The organism is Polaribacter sp. R2A056_3_33 (genome assembly GCF_019278485.1).
Classification (GTDB): domain Bacteria; phylum Bacteroidota; class Bacteroidia; order Flavobacteriales; family Flavobacteriaceae; genus Polaribacter.
On record NZ_CP058984.1, the window covers coordinates 393068 to 409501 of the forward strand.

Sequence of the window (16434 nt, forward strand, 5' to 3'; positions counted from 1 at the left end):
TATCCTTATTTTTTAGTTTTTTTAGAGACTCTAGTCTTAGTATCTCCATCAACCTTATAACCTACTCTCACAGCTACACCATCTTCAACTAACATTAAGTTAGAAATGTGAAGTGAAGCTTCTTTCTTTACAATACCACCTTGAGGGTTTTGAGCGCTTGGCTTAGTGTGCTTAGAAACTAAGTTAACACCTTCTACCAAAACTCTATCTTTCTCCTTAATGATCTGTAAAACCTTTCCTTCAGATCCTTTATGATCTCCTGCAATTACTTTTACAGTATCTCCTGATTTTAATTTGAACTTCTTCATCTTATATAATGATTTAAAGCACTTCAGGTGCTAATGATACTATTTTCATGAATTGTTTCTCACGAAGCTCACGTGCAACAGGTCCAAATACACGAGTTCCTCTCATTTCCTCTGTAGGATTTAAAAGTACACAAGCGTTATCATCAAATCTGATGTATGATCCGTCTTTACGTCTTACTTCTTTTTTCGTTCTTACAACAACTGCTCTAGATACTTGACCTTTTTTTACAGTTCCGTTTGGAGTTGCAGATTTAACAGCTACAACAATCTTGTCTCCAATACTTGCGTAACGTTTTCTTGTTCCTCCTAAAACTCTAATCACTAAAACTTCTTTTGCTCCAGTGTTATCTGCGACTTTTAATCTTGATTCTGTCTGTAACATATTATTTAGCTCTTTCTAGGATTTCTACTAATCTCCAACGTTTAGATTTACTCATAGGTCTTGTTTCCATGATCCTAACAGTATCTCCTTCGTTGCAATCATTCTGTTCGTCGTGTGCAACATACTTCTTCGTCTTTAATACGAATTTACCGTACATTGGGTGCTTTACTCTCTTAGTTTCTGCAACAACAATAGATTTTTCCATTTTGTTACTAGAAACAACACCAATTCTCTCTTTTCTAAGATTTCTTTTTTCCATCTTTAAAACTGACTATAGAATTATTGTAATTCTCTTTTTGTTAATTCTGTTGCAATTCTTGCTACAGTTCTTCTTAAACCTCTCAACTGCAATGGGTTCTCCAATGGAGTGATTGCGTGAGCCATTTTAAGATCAGTATAATTCTTTTGCAACGCTCCAAGCTTTTCATTAAGATCAGCTATAGATAATTCTTTTACTTCAGATTGTTTCATTTTATTTAGAATTATGCGTTAATATCAAAATCTCTTGCTACTACAAACTTCGTTTTTACTGGAAGTTTCTGAGCTGCTAAACGTAAAGCTTCTTTTGCTACTTCAATCGATACTCCACCGATTTCAAACAAAATTCTACCTGGTTTAATAACTGCAACAAAATGATCTGGTGCTCCTTTTCCCTTACCCATACGTACCTCTAAAGGTTTCTTAGTGATAGGCTTGTCTGGAAATACTTTAATCCATAACTGACCTTCTCTTTTCATATGACGAGTTGCCGCGATACGAGCTGCTTCTATTTGACGAGAAGTTAATAAATTCTGGTCTAGTGATTTGATACCAAACATCCCATTAGAAAGTTGATTTCCTCTACCAGAAATACCAGTCATATTTCCTTTCGACTTCTGTACCTTACGGTATTTTACTCTTTTTGGCTGTAACATTTTTAATTTCTAATTTTAAAAATTATTTTCTTCTACGAGGTTGCTGACGTTTAGATCTATCACCACCACCTTTATTACCACCTTGTTTTTTAGACAAGCCAACTAATGGAGATAATTCTCTTTTTCCATAAACCTCACCCTTCATAATCCATACTTTAACACCTAGTCTTCCGTATTGAGTATGAGCTTCTACAAGTGCATAGTCAATATCAGCTCTAAAAGTAGAAAGTGGAATTCTTCCTTCTTTATAATGTTCAGAACGTGCCATTTCAGCTCCATTTAAACGACCTGAAATTTGAATTTTAATTCCTTCAGCGTTCATACGCATAGTAGCTTGAATAGCCATTTTAGTAGCTCTCTTGTATGAAATTCTATTTTCAATTTGACGAGCAACACTAACTGCAACTAATTTTGCATCTAATTCTGGACGTTTAATTTCAAAAATATTAATTTGAACTTCTTTTCCTGTAATTTTTTTAAGCTCTTCTTTTAACTTGTCTACCTCTTGACCTCCTTTACCAATAATGATACCTGGACGTGCCGTAGTGATAGTAACGGTTACAAGTTTTAAAGTACGCTCTATAATTACTCTAGAAACACTTGCTTTAAATAATCTAGCATTTACATACTGTCTTATTTTAAAATCTTCAGCTAATTTATCTCCGTAGTCATTACCACCGTACCAGTTAGATTCCCAACCTCTGATGATTCCTAAACGATTTCCTATTGGATTAGTTTTTTGTCCCATTTCTACTTTAATTAATTGCTTAAATTTTTACTACCTAACTCTAAAGTAACGTGATTAGAACGCTTACGAATTCTATGTGCACGACCTTGTGGAGCTGGTCTTAATCTCTTTAACATCCCTGCGCTATCAACACAAATTGTTTTTACAAATAATTTAGCGTCTTCTATAGATGCTTCTTCATTTTTAGCTTGCCAGTTTGCAATTGCAGACAATAACAATTTCTCTAAATTAATTGAAGCTTCTTTCGGGCTAAATTTTAAGATTTGTAAAGCTTTTTCAACTTCAACGCCTCTTATCTGATCTGCGACTAAACGCATTTTTCTCGGTGATGTAGGACAGTTAGTAAGCTTCGCGAAAGCACGTTGCTTTCTATCTGCTTTTAACTGATCTGCCATGTTTTTTTTACGAACTCCCATATCCTACTATTTTTTTCCTTTATTTTTTGCACCAGCGTGTCCTCTAAAAGAACGAGTTGGTGAAAATTCGCCTAATTTATGCCCTACCATGTTTTCTGTAACAAAAACTGGTACAAACTGACGTCCATTATGAACAGCAATAGTTTGTCCTACAAAATCTGGAGTAATCATACTTGCTCTAGACCAAGTTTTAATTACAGTTTTGCTACCAGCCTCTACATTAGCTAACACTTTTTTCTCTAATTTATAGTGAACGTAAGGTCCTTTCTTTAATGATCTTGCCATAACTTATTATTTCTTTCTACGTTCTAAAATGTACTTATTACTAGCTTTAGTCTTAGATCTAGTTTTAAATCCTTTAGCAGGAATACCATTTCTAGATCTTGGATGACCTCCAGAAGCACGACCTTCACCACCACCCATTGGGTGATCGACAGGGTTCATTCTTACTGCGTTAACTCTTGGTCTTCTACCTAACCATCTTCTTCTACCTGCTTTACCAGATACTAATAATTGATGATCTGAATTAGATACAACTCCAATAGTTGCCATACATGTTAACAAGATTAATCTTGTTTCACCAGAAGGTAACTTAACTGTTGCATACTTACCATCTCTTGCCATTAATTGAGCAAAAGAACCAGCAGAACGAGCCATAACAGCACCTTGACCAGGACGTAATTCTATACAAGAAATTGCAGTTCCTAAAGGAATTTCACTTAATGCCATTGCATTTCCAATTTCTGGAGCAATAGCAGAACCTGCTACAATTGTTTGACCTACTGTTAAACCGTTTTGTGCAATCACATAACGCTTTTCTCCATCAGCATAACTAAGTAAAGCAATAAATGCAGTACGATTTGGATCGTACTCTATAGTTTTTACTGTTGCGGGAATACCTGCTTTATCTCTTTTAAAATCGATAATACGATATCTTTGTTTATGACCACCACCTATATTACGTGTTGTCATTCTACCCTGACTGTTTCGACCTCCAGATCGTTTTTTCGGAGCAAGTAAACTTTTCTCCGGCTTATCAGTTGTTATGGTGTCGAACCCATTTACAACTCTAAAACGCTGACCTGGTGTTATTGGTTTTAATTTTCTAACTGACATTTTTGTCTTTTCTTAAAGATTGTTATAAAAATCAATGCTTTCTCCTTCTGCTACTTGAACGATAGCCTTTTTGTATCCACTTTTAATACCAGTAACTAAACCTTTTTTAGTAAACTTAGTATTTCTTTGTATTGGATAGTTTAAAGTCTTAACGCTTAAAATAGAAACTCCGTAAGTTGCTTCAACAGCTCCTTTGATCTCTAATTTATTAGCTTTTTTATCTACAATAAATGTAAAGCGATTATACAATTCGCTATCATTAGTTGCTTTTTCCGTGATAATAGGTTTTATTAAAATACTCATTATGAATCCCTATTTGGTTAAATTTGTATTAATTCCTTCTAAAGAACCTTCAGTAATAATAATCTTACTTGCATTTAAAATACCATAAGTATTTAAATCTGCAGCGTTTATCACTGTAGTACCTTTTAAGTTTCTAGAAGATAAATACACATTTGTATTTAATCCGTTCAAAACAAATAAAGATCTTCTAGCATCTAAAGCTAATGCACCTAATAAGTTTGTAAAGTTTTTTGTTTTTGGACTGTCAAATTCAAAATCTTCAATAACTACTAAGTTATTATCCGTTGCCTGAATACTTAAAGCAGACTTACGTGCTAAACGCTTTAAGTTCTTATTCAATTTAAAAGAATAACTTCTTGGTCTTGGACCGAACATACGACCTCCACCTCTAAAAACACCAGACTTGATAGAACCTGCTCTTGCAGTACCAGTTCCTTTTTGTTTTTTTATCTTTCTTGTAGAACCAGTAATTTCTGCTCTCTCTTTAGATTTATGCGTTCCTTGACGTTGGTTAGCCAAATACTGCTTTACATCTAAATAAATTGCGTGATCGTTAGGTTCAATTCCAAATACATCTTTAGAAAGCTCAACCTTTCTACCTGTATCTTTTCCTGTAATATCTAAAACTGCTACTTCCATTATTTCTGAATAGTTACAAAAGCATTTTTGTGTCCAGGAATAGCTCCTTTAACAACAAGTAAGTTCTTTTCAGCAACTACTTTTAATACTCTTAAGTTTTGTACTTTCACTTTATCTCCACCCATACGGCCTCCCATTCGCATTCCTTTGAATACTCTTGCAGGATATGACGCAGCACCAATAGAACCCGGAGCTCTTAAACGGTTATGCTGACCATGAGTAGCTTGACCTACACCACCGAAACCATGACGTTTTACAACACCTTGAAAACCTTTACCTTTAGATACACCTGATACATCAACGAATTCGCCTTCTTCAAAATGACTAACTGTAATAGAGTCTCCTAACTTAAATTGCTCTTCAAATCCCTGAAACTCAACAACTTTTTTCTTTGCAGTGGTACCAGCTTTTTTAAAGTGGCCATCTAACGCTTTGTTAGAACTTTTTGCTTTTTTGTCATCGAAACCAAGTTGTAACGCACTATAGCCGTCAACCTCTTCGGTTCTGACCTGAGTGACAACGCAAGGACCTGCTTCGATTACAGTACAAGGAATATTCTTCCCGTTCTCATCGAATAAGCTGGTCATCCCAATCTTTCTTCCTATTAACCCAGACATTTAGTTAAAATTTTAGACGATAGATCTATTTATCCAGCGCGTCTATATTAATAATTAATTTTTTGAAACAATTGTTTCATTTTTACCCTTTAAATTTCGACCAAAAAAAACAGCGCAAACAAATTCAACGCTGATTTTGTTTTTTCCGTTTTTCCTTCGCGAAACGCTCTGGACATGTTACTATTTCATGATTTTACTCAAAAAATAGCGTCACCCTACTCTATTTCGGGTTGCAAAAGTATAAAAAACTTTCGGTTTAACAAAATTAAACCGAAAGTTAATATAAAATTACTTTTTTTTAGAGATTCTTACTTTCGTAAGAAATACTATTAAAGTTTAATTAAACTTTAATTTCTACTTCAACACCACTTGGTAACTCAAGTTTCATTAAAGCATCAATAGTTTTCGAAGAAGAACTATAGATGTCTAATAATCTTTTGTAAGAAGCTAATTGAAATTGCTCTCTAGATTTTTTGTTTACGTGTGGAGAACGTAATACAGTAAAAATCTTTTTATGTGTTGGTAAAGGTATTGGTCCGTTTACAACAGCTCCAGTACTTTTTACCGTCTTTACAATCTTTTCAGCAGATTTATCTACTAAATTGTAATCGTAAGACTTTAATTTAATTCTAATTTTTTGACTCATCTTATATTATTTAGAGATTAACCTTTAGATTTAGCGATAACTTCTTCAGATACATTTGAAGGAGTTTCTGCATAATGTGAAAATTCCATAGTAGAAGTTGCTCTACCAGAAGACATTGTTCTTAAAGTAGTAACGTAACCAAACATTTCAGATAACGGTACTAAAGCTTTAACAACTTTAGACCCATTACGATCGCTCATGTCGTTTACTTGACCTCTTCTTCTATTTAAATCACCAACGATATCTCCCATGTTCTCCTCTGGAGTTAACACTTCTAATTTCATTAATGGTTCCATTATTTTTGCTTTTGCAGATTTTGCAGAAGCTTTATAACCCATTCTTGCAGCTAATTCAAAAGATAAAGCATCAGAATCCACAGCGTGGAAAGATCCATCTTTTAAAGTAACTTTCATTGAATCCATTTCGTATCCAGCTAAAGGTCCGTTTTTCATAGCCTCTTTGAATCCTTTCTCTACAGAAGGAACAAATTCTCTAGGTACGTTTCCACCTTTAATCACAGACTCAAACTGTAAACCTTGAACACCTTCATCTGCAGGTCCAATAGTAAATACAATATCAGCAAATTTACCACGTCCACCAGATTGTTTCTTATAAATCTCTCTATGTTCTGCTTCTGCAGTAATAGCTTCTTTATATTCAACTTGAGGTTGACCTTGATTAACTTCTACTTTAAACTCACGTTTTAAACGGTCTACAAGTACATCTAAATGCAACTCACCCATTCCAGAAATAATAGTCTGTCCTGAAGCTTCATCTGAACGTACTGTAAACGTAGGGTCTTCCTCTGCTAATTTAGCAAGTCCAACACCTAATTTATCAACATCCGCTTTTGTTTTAGGCTCAATAGCAATACCAATTACTGGGTCTGGAAAATCCATAGACTCTAATACAAGAGGGAATTTTTCAGCAGTTAAAGTATCTCCTGTTTTAATAGATTTAAAACCTACAGCAGCACCAATATCTCCAGCTTCAATATAATCAATTGCATTTTGCTTATTCGCATGCATTTGATAAATACGAGAAATACGCTCTTTTTTACCTGAACGGTTGTTTAAAACATAAGAACCCGCATCTAAACGACCAGAGTATGCTCTAAAAAATGCTAAACGACCAACAAAAGGGTCTGTAGCAATCTTAAATGCTAAAGCAGCAAAAGGCTCCTTTACACTAGGCTTACGTAATTCTTTTTCTTCTGTATCTGGGTTTACACCTACAATACCTTCCTTATCCATTGGAGAAGGTAAGTAACGACATACAGCATCTAAAAGAAACTGAACACCTTTATTTTTAAATGAAGAACCACAAACCATTGGAATGATAGCCATATCCATTACAGCAGCTCTTAATGCATTATGCACTTCGTCTTCTGTAATAGAATCTTCATCTTCCATGAATTTTTCTAATAAGTTCTCATCATAACTAGCTACTTCTTCGATTAATAAAGCACGATACTTACGTACTTCATCTTTCATATCTTCTGGAATTGCAACAACATCGAATGTAGCTCCGAAGTTATCATCATGCCATACAATAGCTCTGTTTTTAACTAAATCTACAATACCTTTAAACTCATCCTCATCACCAATATTTAAAACAATTGGCACTGCGTTAGACTTTAACATATCTTTTACCTGTTGACAAACCTTTAAGAAGTCAGACCCTTGACGGTCCATCTTGTTAACGAATCCAATTCTAGGTACTTTATAGTTATCAGCTAATCTCCAGTTAGTTTCAGATTGAGGCTCTACACCATCAACTGCTGAAAATAAGAATACTAATCCATCTAATACACGTAAAGATCTATTTACTTCTACAGTAAAATCTACGTGACCAGGAGTATCAATAATATTAAAATGGTATGCTTGAGTTTCTGGAGTAGGTTGAGCATTTTCTTTTGGAAAATCCCATTCACAAGTAGTTGCAGCAGAAGTAATTGTGATACCTCTTTCTTGCTCTTGTTCCATCCAGTCCATCGTAGCTGCTCCATCATGTACTTCTCCAATCTTATGAGAAACACCTGTATAGAACAAGATACGTTCTGTTGTTGTGGTTTTACCAGCATCAATATGAGCTGCAATACCAATATTTCTTGTTAATCTTAAATCTCTAGCCATTTCTATTAAAATCTGAAGTGAGAGAAAGCTTTATTAGCCTCTGCCATTTTGTGAGTATCAGTACGTTTTTTTACTGCTGCACCTTCTTCTTTAGCTGCTGCTAAAATTTCTGCTGCTAAACGCTGCGCCATGGTTTTCTCATTTCTCTTACGAGTATATAAAATCATCCATTTAATAGCCATAGAAACCTTACGGTCTGGTCTAATTTGCATTGGTATTTGGAACGTTGCACCACCAACACGACGAGATCTTACTTCTACGTGAGGCATAACATTAGATAAACCATCTTTCCAAATTTCTAAAGCCGACTTTTCTTCGTCTTCTCCTTTTCTTTCTTCTACTAGCTCTAAAGCGTCATAAAACACTTTAAACGCTACAGACTTCTTACCGCTCCACATTAAGTTATTCACAAAACGCGTTACTAACTGATCGTTAAATTTAGGATCCGGTAATAAGACTCTTTTTTTTGCTGCTCTTTTTCTCATGTCTTTTACATTAAAAAAGTTAATTAATTTGTTATTAGCTCTTCGCCATAAAACATTAAAAACAATAGTTAAAACTCAAGAAAACTCTCAAACAACAACTACTCTCTAAAAATCTTACAACCCTTTACTGATAACTCCTACTTCTTTGGGCGTTTTGCACCATACTTCGAACGTCTTTGGGTTCTACCCTCAACTCCCGCTGTATCTAATGCACCACGTACTACGTGATATTTAACACCTGGTAAATCTTTTACCCTTCCACCTCTAACTAATACTATCGAGTGCTCTTGTAAGTTATGTCCTTCACCTGGGATGTATGCGTTTATCTCATTACCATTTGTCAATCTAACTCTGGCAACTTTACGCATTGCTGAATTAGGTTTCTTTGGTGTTGTAGTATAAACACGAGTACACACTCCACGTCTTTGAGGACAAGACGACAAAGCAGCCGATTTACTCTTCTTAGTTATTTTGGTTCTTCCTTTACGAACTAATTGTTGAATAGTTGGCATACTAAATTATTACTGTTTTTCGTTTATAATTAAACCTTTACTCTTTTTTAAGAGTCCGCAAATGTACAATTATTTTCTAATTATTCAAGTATCAGCAAGTTATTTTTTCTTAATGTTTATTTTTATGTTAGTTATTGGGATTTTCTTTTACTTTTGATTCTTATATTTTATCCACTTTGAATAAAAAAACTACACCTTATATATATATGATACTTGCACTGCTTTCTTATACTGAAAGCTTTGCGCAAGCATTTTCTTTAAAACTCACCTCCTTAAATAAAACAGAAGTAAAGATTTTAAATAAAATTAATTATCAAATAAAAAACAAAGACACTATTCTTCTAAACTTGGAAATTAATAGAATTTCTGAATACTTAAAAAATTTAGGTTATTTTACAAATTCTATAGATAGCGTTAAAAACAAAGACAAAGAATACGTTGCTTATTTTAACCTAGGAAATAAAATAGACAATGCAATTATTAGAACAAGCAGGGAAACTGAAATTTATTTAGAAAAATTTAACACAACGGAAAGCACATTCACTATTCCAATTGAAAAACTACAAACTACACTCTTAGGAATATCTACAAATCTAGATTCGGAAGGAAAGTCTTTTTCTAAAGTAAAATTAAAAAATATTACAATTAAAAACAAAACTCTTTTTGCTGATCTAACAATTACCCCTTCTAAAAAAAGAACAATAAATAAAGTAATTATTAAAGGATATGACAATTTTCCTAAATCATACCTAAAAAATTACTTCAACATAAAACATACAGACATATTTAATCAAGAAAAAATTTTAGAAATATCTGACGCTTCTAAAAATTTAGACTTTATCAAAGAGATTAAAACTCCAGAAGTTTTATTCACAAAAGACTCTACATTATTATATGTGTATTTAAAAAAACATCAAAATAGCAGTTTTGATGGAATTATAGGTTTTGCCTCAAAAGAAGACGGAGAACTATTGTTTAACGGAAATTTAGAAATACAACTAAACAACATTCTAAATACAGGTGAAAAATTTGGCTTATTCTGGAACAGTATAGGTGAAGAAAAACAAGAATTAAAATTAAACACAGAAATACCATACATCTTTAACTCTAGATTTAGCCCAGAATTAACTTTCTCTATTTACAAACAAGACTCCACATTTCTAAACTCGAAATTTGACTCTAGAATTGGATACCACATTAATTCTAAAATTAAACTAGCCCTCACGTATAATTCTGAAAAATCTGAAAATCTAAAAGAAAATTTAACAAACAATATTGAAACCTACAGTAATTATTTTTTAGGTGTTCAATTAAAATACAGTCTCCCTAAAAATGATTTCTTCTTAAGCAATAAATTCAAACTAGACATAAACCCTAGTTTTGGTAACAGAGGAACAACTAACGAAACAACAAACCAATTTAAACTAGAAGCATCAATTTCATATTTATGGGATTTAAATTTACGAAGCAGCATTTTTATCAGAAATAAAACAGGACACTTAAACTCTGACTCCTATATTAATAATGAACTCTTTAGAATCGGAGGAGCGAACTCGATAAGAGGATTTAACGAACAAAGCATATTTACCCACAACTACACATTTGTAAATCTAGAGTACAGGTACCTGACCTCAGAAAAATCTTATCTATATACTATAACTGATTTAGGACGCATAAACTTAAACTCTAAAAAGGAAAACCTAATCGGATTAGGCTTCGGTTATTTATTTAACACCAACAACTCACAAATAAACATGAGCCTTTCAGCAGGAAAAATAAATCAACAAGAAACCGACCTTAAGAGCGTGAAACTTACGATAAACTGGAAAAACTACTTTTAATTATCCATAACAACTTAACATTACTTAACTTTATTTTAACGATTTTTATGAAAAATGATTGCACAATTGATAATTAATATTGATATTTGAGTCAAATAATTCAAATTCAAATAATAATGAAAACAAAGTTTAAAGGATTTTTTACACTACTATTAGTGTTTCTGATGCAAATATCTTTTGCTCAAGAAAAAAAGGTTTCTGGAACCGTATCAGACTCATCTGGTACATTACCCGGAGTAAGTGTAGCAATTAAAGGAACAAACAATGGAACTCAAACTGACTTTAACGGAAAGTACTCCATTAATGTTAAGCAAGGCGATGTCTTAAGCTTTAGTTATGTTGGCTACAAAACTATTCAAAAAACGGTTGGAAATTCCTTAACTATTGACATTGCAATGATTGAAGACGCTAGCGTTTTAGATGAGATTGTTGTAACTGCCTTAGGTATTAAAAGAGAAAAAAAATCTCTAGGTTATGCCTCTCAAGAAGTTAAAGGAGATGAAGTAAGCGCAATTAAAGACGTAAACTTCGCAAACTCTTTATCTGGTAAAGTTGCAGGTATAGATGTTTCTGGAAGTGGAACAATGGGTGGATCTACCAACGTTGTAATCCGTGGTTATTCTTCTTTATACGGATCTAACCAAGCATTATTTGTAGTAGACGGCGTACCAATTAGTAACAATAACTCAAACTCCGCTGACCAACGAACAGGTGGAGCTGGCTATGATTATGGAAACGCTGCCGCAGACATTAACCCTGATAACATTGAGTCTATAAACATACTAAAAGGTGGTGCCGCAACTGCTCTTTACGGGTCTCAAGCTGCAAATGGAGTTATTGTTATAACAACTAAAAAAGGTAAAGACACTGATGGATCTATTGGAGTTACCGTGAATTCATCAATAACATTTAATAAATACAATGCAGATACTTTTGCAACTTACCAAGATGAATATGGAGCAGGATATTGGATTGGTAATTATCATGACGATTTTTACGTTAAAAATGGAGAAAACTATACATTAGCTGACTGGGATGGATCTTATGGAGCTGCATTTGACTCAAATACACTAGTAAGACAATGGGATTCTTTCTACCCTTCATTAGATGGTTACGGAATAGCAACTCCTTGGGAGGCTGGTAAAAACGATCCTTCTTCTGTATTTGAAACAGGAACAACAGTATTTAACAGTGTCTTTTTAGATGGTGGTAGTGATAAAGGTACTTTTAAGCTAGGTTATTCAAAAGCAAGCATAAAAGGAATAATGCCTAATAGTGAAATAATAAGAGATAATGTTGATTTTTCTGCATCATACAAACTTACAGAAAAACTTACGGCAGCATCTAGTGTTTCTTACAACAAAACAACCGGTAAAGGACGTTATGGAACAGGATATGATTCTCAAAACTTTATGCAAACAGCTAGACAATGGTGGCAAACAAATGTAGATTTAAAAGATCAAAAAGCAGCCTACCTTGCAACTGGAGAGAACGCAACTTGGAATACAAGTTATATTGATGAAGATTTACACGCAATTTACCACGACAACGTTTATTGGATGCGTGACAACAATTATGAAACTGATGTAAGAAATAGAGTTATAGGTAATGTTAATTTAAACTATGAAATTAACGATTATTTAAATGTTTTTGCCAGAGCTTCTATTGACACTTATTCTGGAAACCAAGAAGAGCGTATTAATAATGGTAGTACTAGCCTACCTTCCTCTTACGGTATTTTTACTGAATCATATACACAAAACACCTATGATTTACAGTTACATTTTGACAAAGATCTTACAGAAGACTTAAACTTAAAAGCTATTTTAGGAACAAATATCCAAAGAAATCATTATTCTTATGTAGATGCAGAAACTAACGGTGGAATTAATATTGATGGACTTTGGTCTTTATCAAACTCTGCTAATGCTCTAGAAGCTCCAGGACAATATGAATATAAATCTGGAGTTGATGGATATTTTGCAAATGTATCTTTAGGGTATCAAAATTTCTTATTCGTTGAAGGATCTTATAGATTAGACATAGCTTCTACCCTTCCAACAGATGATAATCAATATGATTATTATGGTTTATCAGGAAGTTTCTTATTCTCTGAACTAGTAGAGTCTAACTTTATAAACTTAGGTAAATTAAGAATTGGATATGCAAAAACAGGTAATGCTGCTTCTCCATTATCACTTTACAACACATTCGGATTAAACACACCTGTACAAGGACAAGCATCTGCTTCTTTACCATCAACAAATAACAACTCTAACCTAAAGAATGAAGAGTCTACTGAGACAGAAATAGGATTAGAAATGATGTTTGCTAAAAGAAGACTAGGTTTTGACTTCTCTCTATACAATAAAACATCTAAAGATTTACTTACACCAATATCTGTTACTCCTGCTATAGGATATACCGGACAATGGTTAAATGCTGGAGAAATAGAAAACAAAGGTGTTGAATTATCTTTATACGGTTCTCCAATAAAAACAGAAGACTTTGAATGGAGAGTTGATTTAAACTGGGGGAAAAACGTAAGTAAAGTAATAGCACTTCCTGCAGGTTTAAAAAATCTTCAATTAGCTAGCTTACAAGGTGGAGTATCTATCAACGCAACAGTAGGAGACACTTACGGTATGATTAGAGGTACTAACTTTGTATTTGATGATAACGGGAATAAAATTATTGACGCAGCATCAGGTGCTTATGCAGTAAGTCAAAGTTCAGATGAAAATCTTGGGTCTTTTCAACCAGATTGGAAAGGTGGTATAAATAACTCATTTACCTATAAAAACTTCTCTTTAAGTTTTTTAATTGATATTAAAAAAGGAGGTAATGTATTTTCTTTAGATACTTGGTATGGTATGGCTACTGGATTATATCCTGAAACAGCTGGACTTAATGAATTAGGCAACCCAAAAAGAGATGCTTTAACATCTGGTAATGATAGTGGAGGTATTGTTTTACCAGGAGTTATACAAACTGGTACAGATTCAGACGGAAATGCTATCTCTGATGGAACCGTTAATACCTTAAGAACTGACATGAGTAATTTTGATAACGCATTGGGGTATAAAAGAGCACCAAATGCACTTCACGTATACGATGCAGGTTTTGTTAAATTAAGAGAATTATCTGTATCTTACTCTCTATCTCAAGAACAATTAGGTAATTCATTTTTTAAAGGAGCTACTTTTTCTTTAATTGGTAGAAACTTATGGATTATTGACAAAAGTTTACCATACGCAGACCCAGAAGCAGGTTTAAGCTCAGGTAATGTACAAGGTTATCAATCTGGTGTTTATCCAACAACAAAAGATTATGGATTTAGTGTTAAACTTCAATTTTAAAAAAACAAACGATGAAAAAAATATTTTTAATAGCATTATTGATAGGGATCACATTTTCTTCATGTGAAGATTTTGAAGGATGGAATGTCGATGATAAAAACCCAAGTGAAGTACCAGCATCATATTTGGTAACTAGTACTCAAAAAGATTTATTCTATAGGATGTCTAGTCCTAATGTAAACTATAACATATTTAAGTTTTTCGCTCAATATTGGACAGAAACACAGTATACAGACGAAGTAAACTACGATATTAGAGGAAGAGATATAGGTGGTGGTTTTTCAACTTACTTATATAGAGACGTATTAATTGACTTACAAGCAGCAAGAGACATTCTTGATGCTGATGAATTTTTAGATGCAGGAACAAAATCTGCTCAATTAGGAGTAATTGGACTTATGGAAGTTTATACCTGGAGTGTATTAGTAGACGTATATGGAGACATTCCTTACACAGAAGCTTTAATGGGAGTAAACAATATTATACCTGTATACGACAATGATGAAGATATATACACAGATTTATTCACTCGCTTAGACGCAAGTTTAACTAACTTAAACGCAGGTACAGAAACTTTTGGTGATGCCGATATCGTTTACGGAGGATCAACTGCAAAGTGGAAAAAATTTGGTAATTCTTTAAAATTAAGAATGGCACTTAGAATTGCAGATTACGATAACGCTAAAGCAAGCACAATAGCTTCTGCTGCGGTTTCAGGTGGATTATTTGCATCTAATGATGATAATTTTGCTTTTGCTTTTGAAACAACAAGCCCAAATACAAATTCAATTTGGGTTGACTTAGTACAATCTGGTCGTGATGATTTTTTAGTAGCTGACACTTTTGTAAACCTAATAAATCCATTAAACGACCCAAGAGCTTCAACTTATTTAGCAGATAACAAAACACCATATATCGGAGCCCCTTACGGTGTAGGAAGTTCTTACACAGACTTTACACATATTGGTGATGCATGGCATCAACCAGACTTAGAAGGAGTACTTTTAAGTTATGATGAAGTTCAATTTCTATTAGCAGAAGCTGTAGAAAGAGGTCTTATAACTGGTAGTGCAGAAACTTATTACAATGCAGCTATTTCCGCTTCGATTATCTATTGGGGAGGAACTCAAGCAGAGGCTGACACATATTTAGCACAAGCAACTGTTGCGTATACAACTTCTGGCTCTTCTTGGAAAGAAGTTATTGGTAATCAAAAATACATAGCACTTTACGGAAGAGGATTTGAAGCTTGGAGTTCATGGAGAATATTAGACTACCCTAATACTTTTACTCGCCCTTCAATTTCTAACGAAGCTGTACCAAGAAGGTACTTGTACGGAAACGACGATAAAGATCTTAACCCAGATAATTATGCTGCTGCAAGCAGTGCAATGGGAGGTGATGATAAATCTTCTCGCGTATTTTGGGATATTACAGGTGTAGGAAACTAAAATCAAATACACTAAAAAAAAAAGACTATCTGAAAAGGTAGTCTTTTTTTATACCATAGAAAAATCTTTAAAAAAAACAGACTTTAGCTAAAACTAATACATATTTCGTTTATCTAAATAAAAAAAGTCACTAAACCAAATTATGTTAACATATAAGATAATTACAAAGGAATACAAATTATTCTAGAACCTTAAAAAAACATCAACAGAAATAATAACGTTAAAAATCGTTTTTACTTGAACAAACACCTCTATTTAAGAGGTCTTTTTTTTATCAAAAGAATCATAACTGATAAAAAAACAACACCCATACAATACAAAAATAGAAGAATTCATTACAGATAATTTAACCATATCTATAAATGAATAAATTTTATATTGCAAAAACACTAAAATCACTCGATTATTCCTAACACTGAAAGGTTTTAAATAAAAAAAATAAATAAAATTTAAAATTATTTTTATTACAAAATACAAGAAGAGAGAAAGAGTTTTTTAGATAAAATAAAAATAGAACCCCTTAAAAAAGAACCTATTAAAAAAATAATAAAAGAATAAAAAG

19 protein-coding genes are annotated in these 16434 nt (G+C 33.2%); 3 read left to right on the forward strand and 16 right to left on the reverse strand.

The genetic code is table 11. The annotated features are described in order from the left end of the window. Positions 1-5: 5 nt before the first annotated feature. The 16 genes from rplX to rpsL all read right to left on the reverse strand — a co-directional run bounded on the left by rplX (position 6) and on the right by rpsL (position 9221). Positions 6-308: a 50S ribosomal protein L24 gene (gene rplX, locus H0I29_RS01815; RefSeq protein WP_068451526.1), complete on the reverse strand. Its 303-nt coding sequence runs from the start codon at positions 306-308 to the stop codon at positions 6-8. Positions 309-321: 13 nt separating this feature from the next. Next, the gene (gene rplN, locus H0I29_RS01820) at positions 322-690 is read right to left on the reverse strand and encodes a 50S ribosomal protein L14 (RefSeq protein WP_068451523.1); all 369 of its coding nucleotides are present in this window, start codon (positions 688-690) and stop codon (positions 322-324) included. 1 nt (position 691) lies between these two features. Continuing rightward, complete coding sequence (gene rpsQ / locus H0I29_RS01825) at positions 692-949, reverse strand: 30S ribosomal protein S17 (protein WP_065320234.1); 258 nt, start codon at positions 947-949, stop codon at positions 692-694. A gap of 20 nt (positions 950-969) precedes the next feature. Beyond that, positions 970-1161, reverse strand: a complete 192-nt coding sequence (gene rpmC, locus H0I29_RS01830) for a 50S ribosomal protein L29 (protein ID WP_100947456.1) — start codon at positions 1159-1161, stop codon at positions 970-972. A gap of 11 nt (positions 1162-1172) precedes the next feature. Beyond that, entirely contained in the window at positions 1173-1604 is a 432-nt protein-coding gene (gene rplP, locus H0I29_RS01835) for a 50S ribosomal protein L16 (protein ID WP_165732601.1), read from the reverse strand. A 22-nt stretch (positions 1605-1626) separates the two neighbouring features. Further along, a complete protein-coding gene (rpsC, locus tag H0I29_RS01840; protein WP_158841427.1) occupies positions 1627-2352 on the reverse strand; it encodes a 30S ribosomal protein S3 in 726 nt (241 codons plus the stop codon). An 11-nt stretch (positions 2353-2363) separates the two neighbouring features. Continuing rightward, a complete protein-coding gene (gene rplV, locus H0I29_RS01845) occupies positions 2364-2768 on the reverse strand; it encodes a 50S ribosomal protein L22 (protein WP_068451511.1) in 405 nt (134 codons plus the stop codon). A 6-nt stretch (positions 2769-2774) separates the two neighbouring features. Continuing rightward, on the reverse strand, positions 2775-3053 hold the full coding sequence (rpsS, locus tag H0I29_RS01850; RefSeq protein ID WP_068451508.1) for a 30S ribosomal protein S19: 279 nt from the start codon (positions 3051-3053) through the stop codon (positions 2775-2777). 6 nt (positions 3054-3059) lie between these two features. After that, a complete protein-coding gene (gene rplB, locus H0I29_RS01855) occupies positions 3060-3884 on the reverse strand; it encodes a 50S ribosomal protein L2 (protein WP_165732600.1) in 825 nt (274 codons plus the stop codon). Positions 3885-3896: 12 nt separating this feature from the next. After that, positions 3897-4187 carry a 50S ribosomal protein L23 gene (gene rplW, locus H0I29_RS01860; RefSeq protein WP_218731148.1) on the reverse strand — a complete coding sequence of 97 codons (291 nt, stop codon included), beginning with the start codon at positions 4185-4187 and terminating at the stop codon, positions 3897-3899. 9 nt (positions 4188-4196) lie between these two features. Then, entirely contained in the window at positions 4197-4826 is a 630-nt protein-coding gene (gene rplD / locus H0I29_RS01865; protein ID WP_165732598.1) for a 50S ribosomal protein L4, read from the reverse strand. Beyond that, positions 4826-5443, reverse strand: coding sequence for a 50S ribosomal protein L3 (rplC, locus tag H0I29_RS01870; RefSeq protein WP_218731149.1), 618 nt, complete (start codon positions 5441-5443; stop codon positions 4826-4828). The genes rplD and rplC overlap by 1 nt, the downstream gene beginning before the upstream one ends. 340 nt (positions 5444-5783) lie before the next feature. After that, positions 5784-6089, reverse strand: a complete 306-nt coding sequence (gene rpsJ / locus H0I29_RS01875; protein WP_004568745.1) for a 30S ribosomal protein S10 — start codon at positions 6087-6089, stop codon at positions 5784-5786. A 17-nt stretch (positions 6090-6106) separates the two neighbouring features. Next, positions 6107-8224: an elongation factor G gene (fusA, locus tag H0I29_RS01880; protein WP_218754215.1), complete on the reverse strand. Its 2118-nt coding sequence runs from the start codon at positions 8222-8224 to the stop codon at positions 6107-6109. A 5-nt stretch (positions 8225-8229) separates the two neighbouring features. Then, positions 8230-8709, reverse strand: coding sequence for a 30S ribosomal protein S7 (gene rpsG, locus H0I29_RS01885; protein WP_087522435.1), 480 nt, complete (start codon positions 8707-8709; stop codon positions 8230-8232). Positions 8710-8846: 137 nt separating this feature from the next. Beyond that, positions 8847-9221 (reverse strand): 30S ribosomal protein S12, encoded by a 375-nt coding sequence (gene rpsL / locus H0I29_RS01890; protein ID WP_018943587.1) that lies wholly within the window; start codon positions 9219-9221, stop codon positions 8847-8849. 206 nt (positions 9222-9427) lie between these two features. Here rpsL and H0I29_RS01895 point away from each other — a divergent pair, with 206 nt between their 5' ends. The 3 genes from H0I29_RS01895 (at position 9428) to H0I29_RS01905 (ending at position 15872) form a co-directional block, all read left to right on the forward strand. Next, positions 9428-11062 (forward strand): POTRA domain-containing protein, encoded by a 1635-nt coding sequence (locus H0I29_RS01895; RefSeq protein ID WP_218754216.1) that lies wholly within the window; start codon positions 9428-9430, stop codon positions 11060-11062. Positions 11063-11178: 116 nt separating this feature from the next. After that, the gene (locus H0I29_RS01900; RefSeq protein WP_218754217.1) at positions 11179-14421 is read left to right on the forward strand and encodes a SusC/RagA family TonB-linked outer membrane protein; all 3243 of its coding nucleotides are present in this window, start codon (positions 11179-11181) and stop codon (positions 14419-14421) included. A gap of 11 nt (positions 14422-14432) precedes the next feature. Beyond that, a complete protein-coding gene (locus H0I29_RS01905; RefSeq protein ID WP_218754218.1) occupies positions 14433-15872 on the forward strand; it encodes a SusD/RagB family nutrient-binding outer membrane lipoprotein in 1440 nt (479 codons plus the stop codon). The last annotated feature ends 562 nt before the right edge of the window (positions 15873-16434 follow it).

Bases quoted from the DNA above. Each gene is read 5' to 3' on its own strand.
- rplX (WP_068451526.1), bottom strand. From the start codon at position 308: ATGAAGAAGTTCAAATTAAAATCAGGAGATACTGTAAAAGTAATTGCA.
- rplN (WP_068451523.1), bottom strand. From the start codon at position 690: ATGTTACAGACAGAATCAAGATTAAAAGTCGCAGATAACACTGGAGCA.
- rpsQ (WP_065320234.1), bottom strand. From the start codon at position 949: ATGGAAAAAAGAAATCTTAGAAAAGAGAGAATTGGTGTTGTTTCTAGT.
- rpmC (WP_100947456.1), bottom strand. From the start codon at position 1,161: ATGAAACAATCTGAAGTAAAAGAATTATCTATAGCTGATCTTAATGAA.
- rplP (WP_165732601.1), bottom strand. From the start codon at position 1,604: ATGTTACAGCCAAAAAGAGTAAAATACCGTAAGGTACAGAAGTCGAAA.
- rpsC (WP_158841427.1), bottom strand. From the start codon at position 2,352: ATGGGACAAAAAACTAATCCAATAGGAAATCGTTTAGGAATCATCAGA.
- rplV (WP_068451511.1), bottom strand. From the start codon at position 2,768: ATGGGAGTTCGTAAAAAAAACATGGCAGATCAGTTAAAAGCAGATAGA.
- rpsS (WP_068451508.1), bottom strand. From the start codon at position 3,053: ATGGCAAGATCATTAAAGAAAGGACCTTACGTTCACTATAAATTAGAG.
- rplB (WP_165732600.1), bottom strand. From the start codon at position 3,884: ATGTCAGTTAGAAAATTAAAACCAATAACACCAGGTCAGCGTTTTAGA.
- rplW (WP_218731148.1), bottom strand. From the start codon at position 4,187: ATGAGTATTTTAATAAAACCTATTATCACGGAAAAAGCAACTAATGAT.
- rplD (WP_165732598.1), bottom strand. From the start codon at position 4,826: ATGGAAGTAGCAGTTTTAGATATTACAGGAAAAGATACAGGTAGAAAG.
- rplC (WP_218731149.1), bottom strand. From the start codon at position 5,443: ATGTCTGGGTTAATAGGAAGAAAGATTGGGATGACCAGCTTATTCGAT.
- rpsJ (WP_004568745.1), bottom strand. From the start codon at position 6,089: ATGAGTCAAAAAATTAGAATTAAATTAAAGTCTTACGATTACAATTTA.
- fusA (WP_218754215.1), bottom strand. From the start codon at position 8,224: ATGGCTAGAGATTTAAGATTAACAAGAAATATTGGTATTGCAGCTCAT.
- rpsG (WP_087522435.1), bottom strand. From the start codon at position 8,709: ATGAGAAAAAGAGCAGCAAAAAAAAGAGTCTTATTACCGGATCCTAAA.
- rpsL (WP_018943587.1), bottom strand. From the start codon at position 9,221: ATGCCAACTATTCAACAATTAGTTCGTAAAGGAAGAACCAAAATAACT.
- H0I29_RS01895 (WP_218754216.1), top strand. From the start codon at position 9,428: ATGATACTTGCACTGCTTTCTTATACTGAAAGCTTTGCGCAAGCATTT.
- H0I29_RS01900 (WP_218754217.1), top strand. From the start codon at position 11,179: ATGAAAACAAAGTTTAAAGGATTTTTTACACTACTATTAGTGTTTCTG.
- H0I29_RS01905 (WP_218754218.1), top strand. From the start codon at position 14,433: ATGAAAAAAATATTTTTAATAGCATTATTGATAGGGATCACATTTTCT.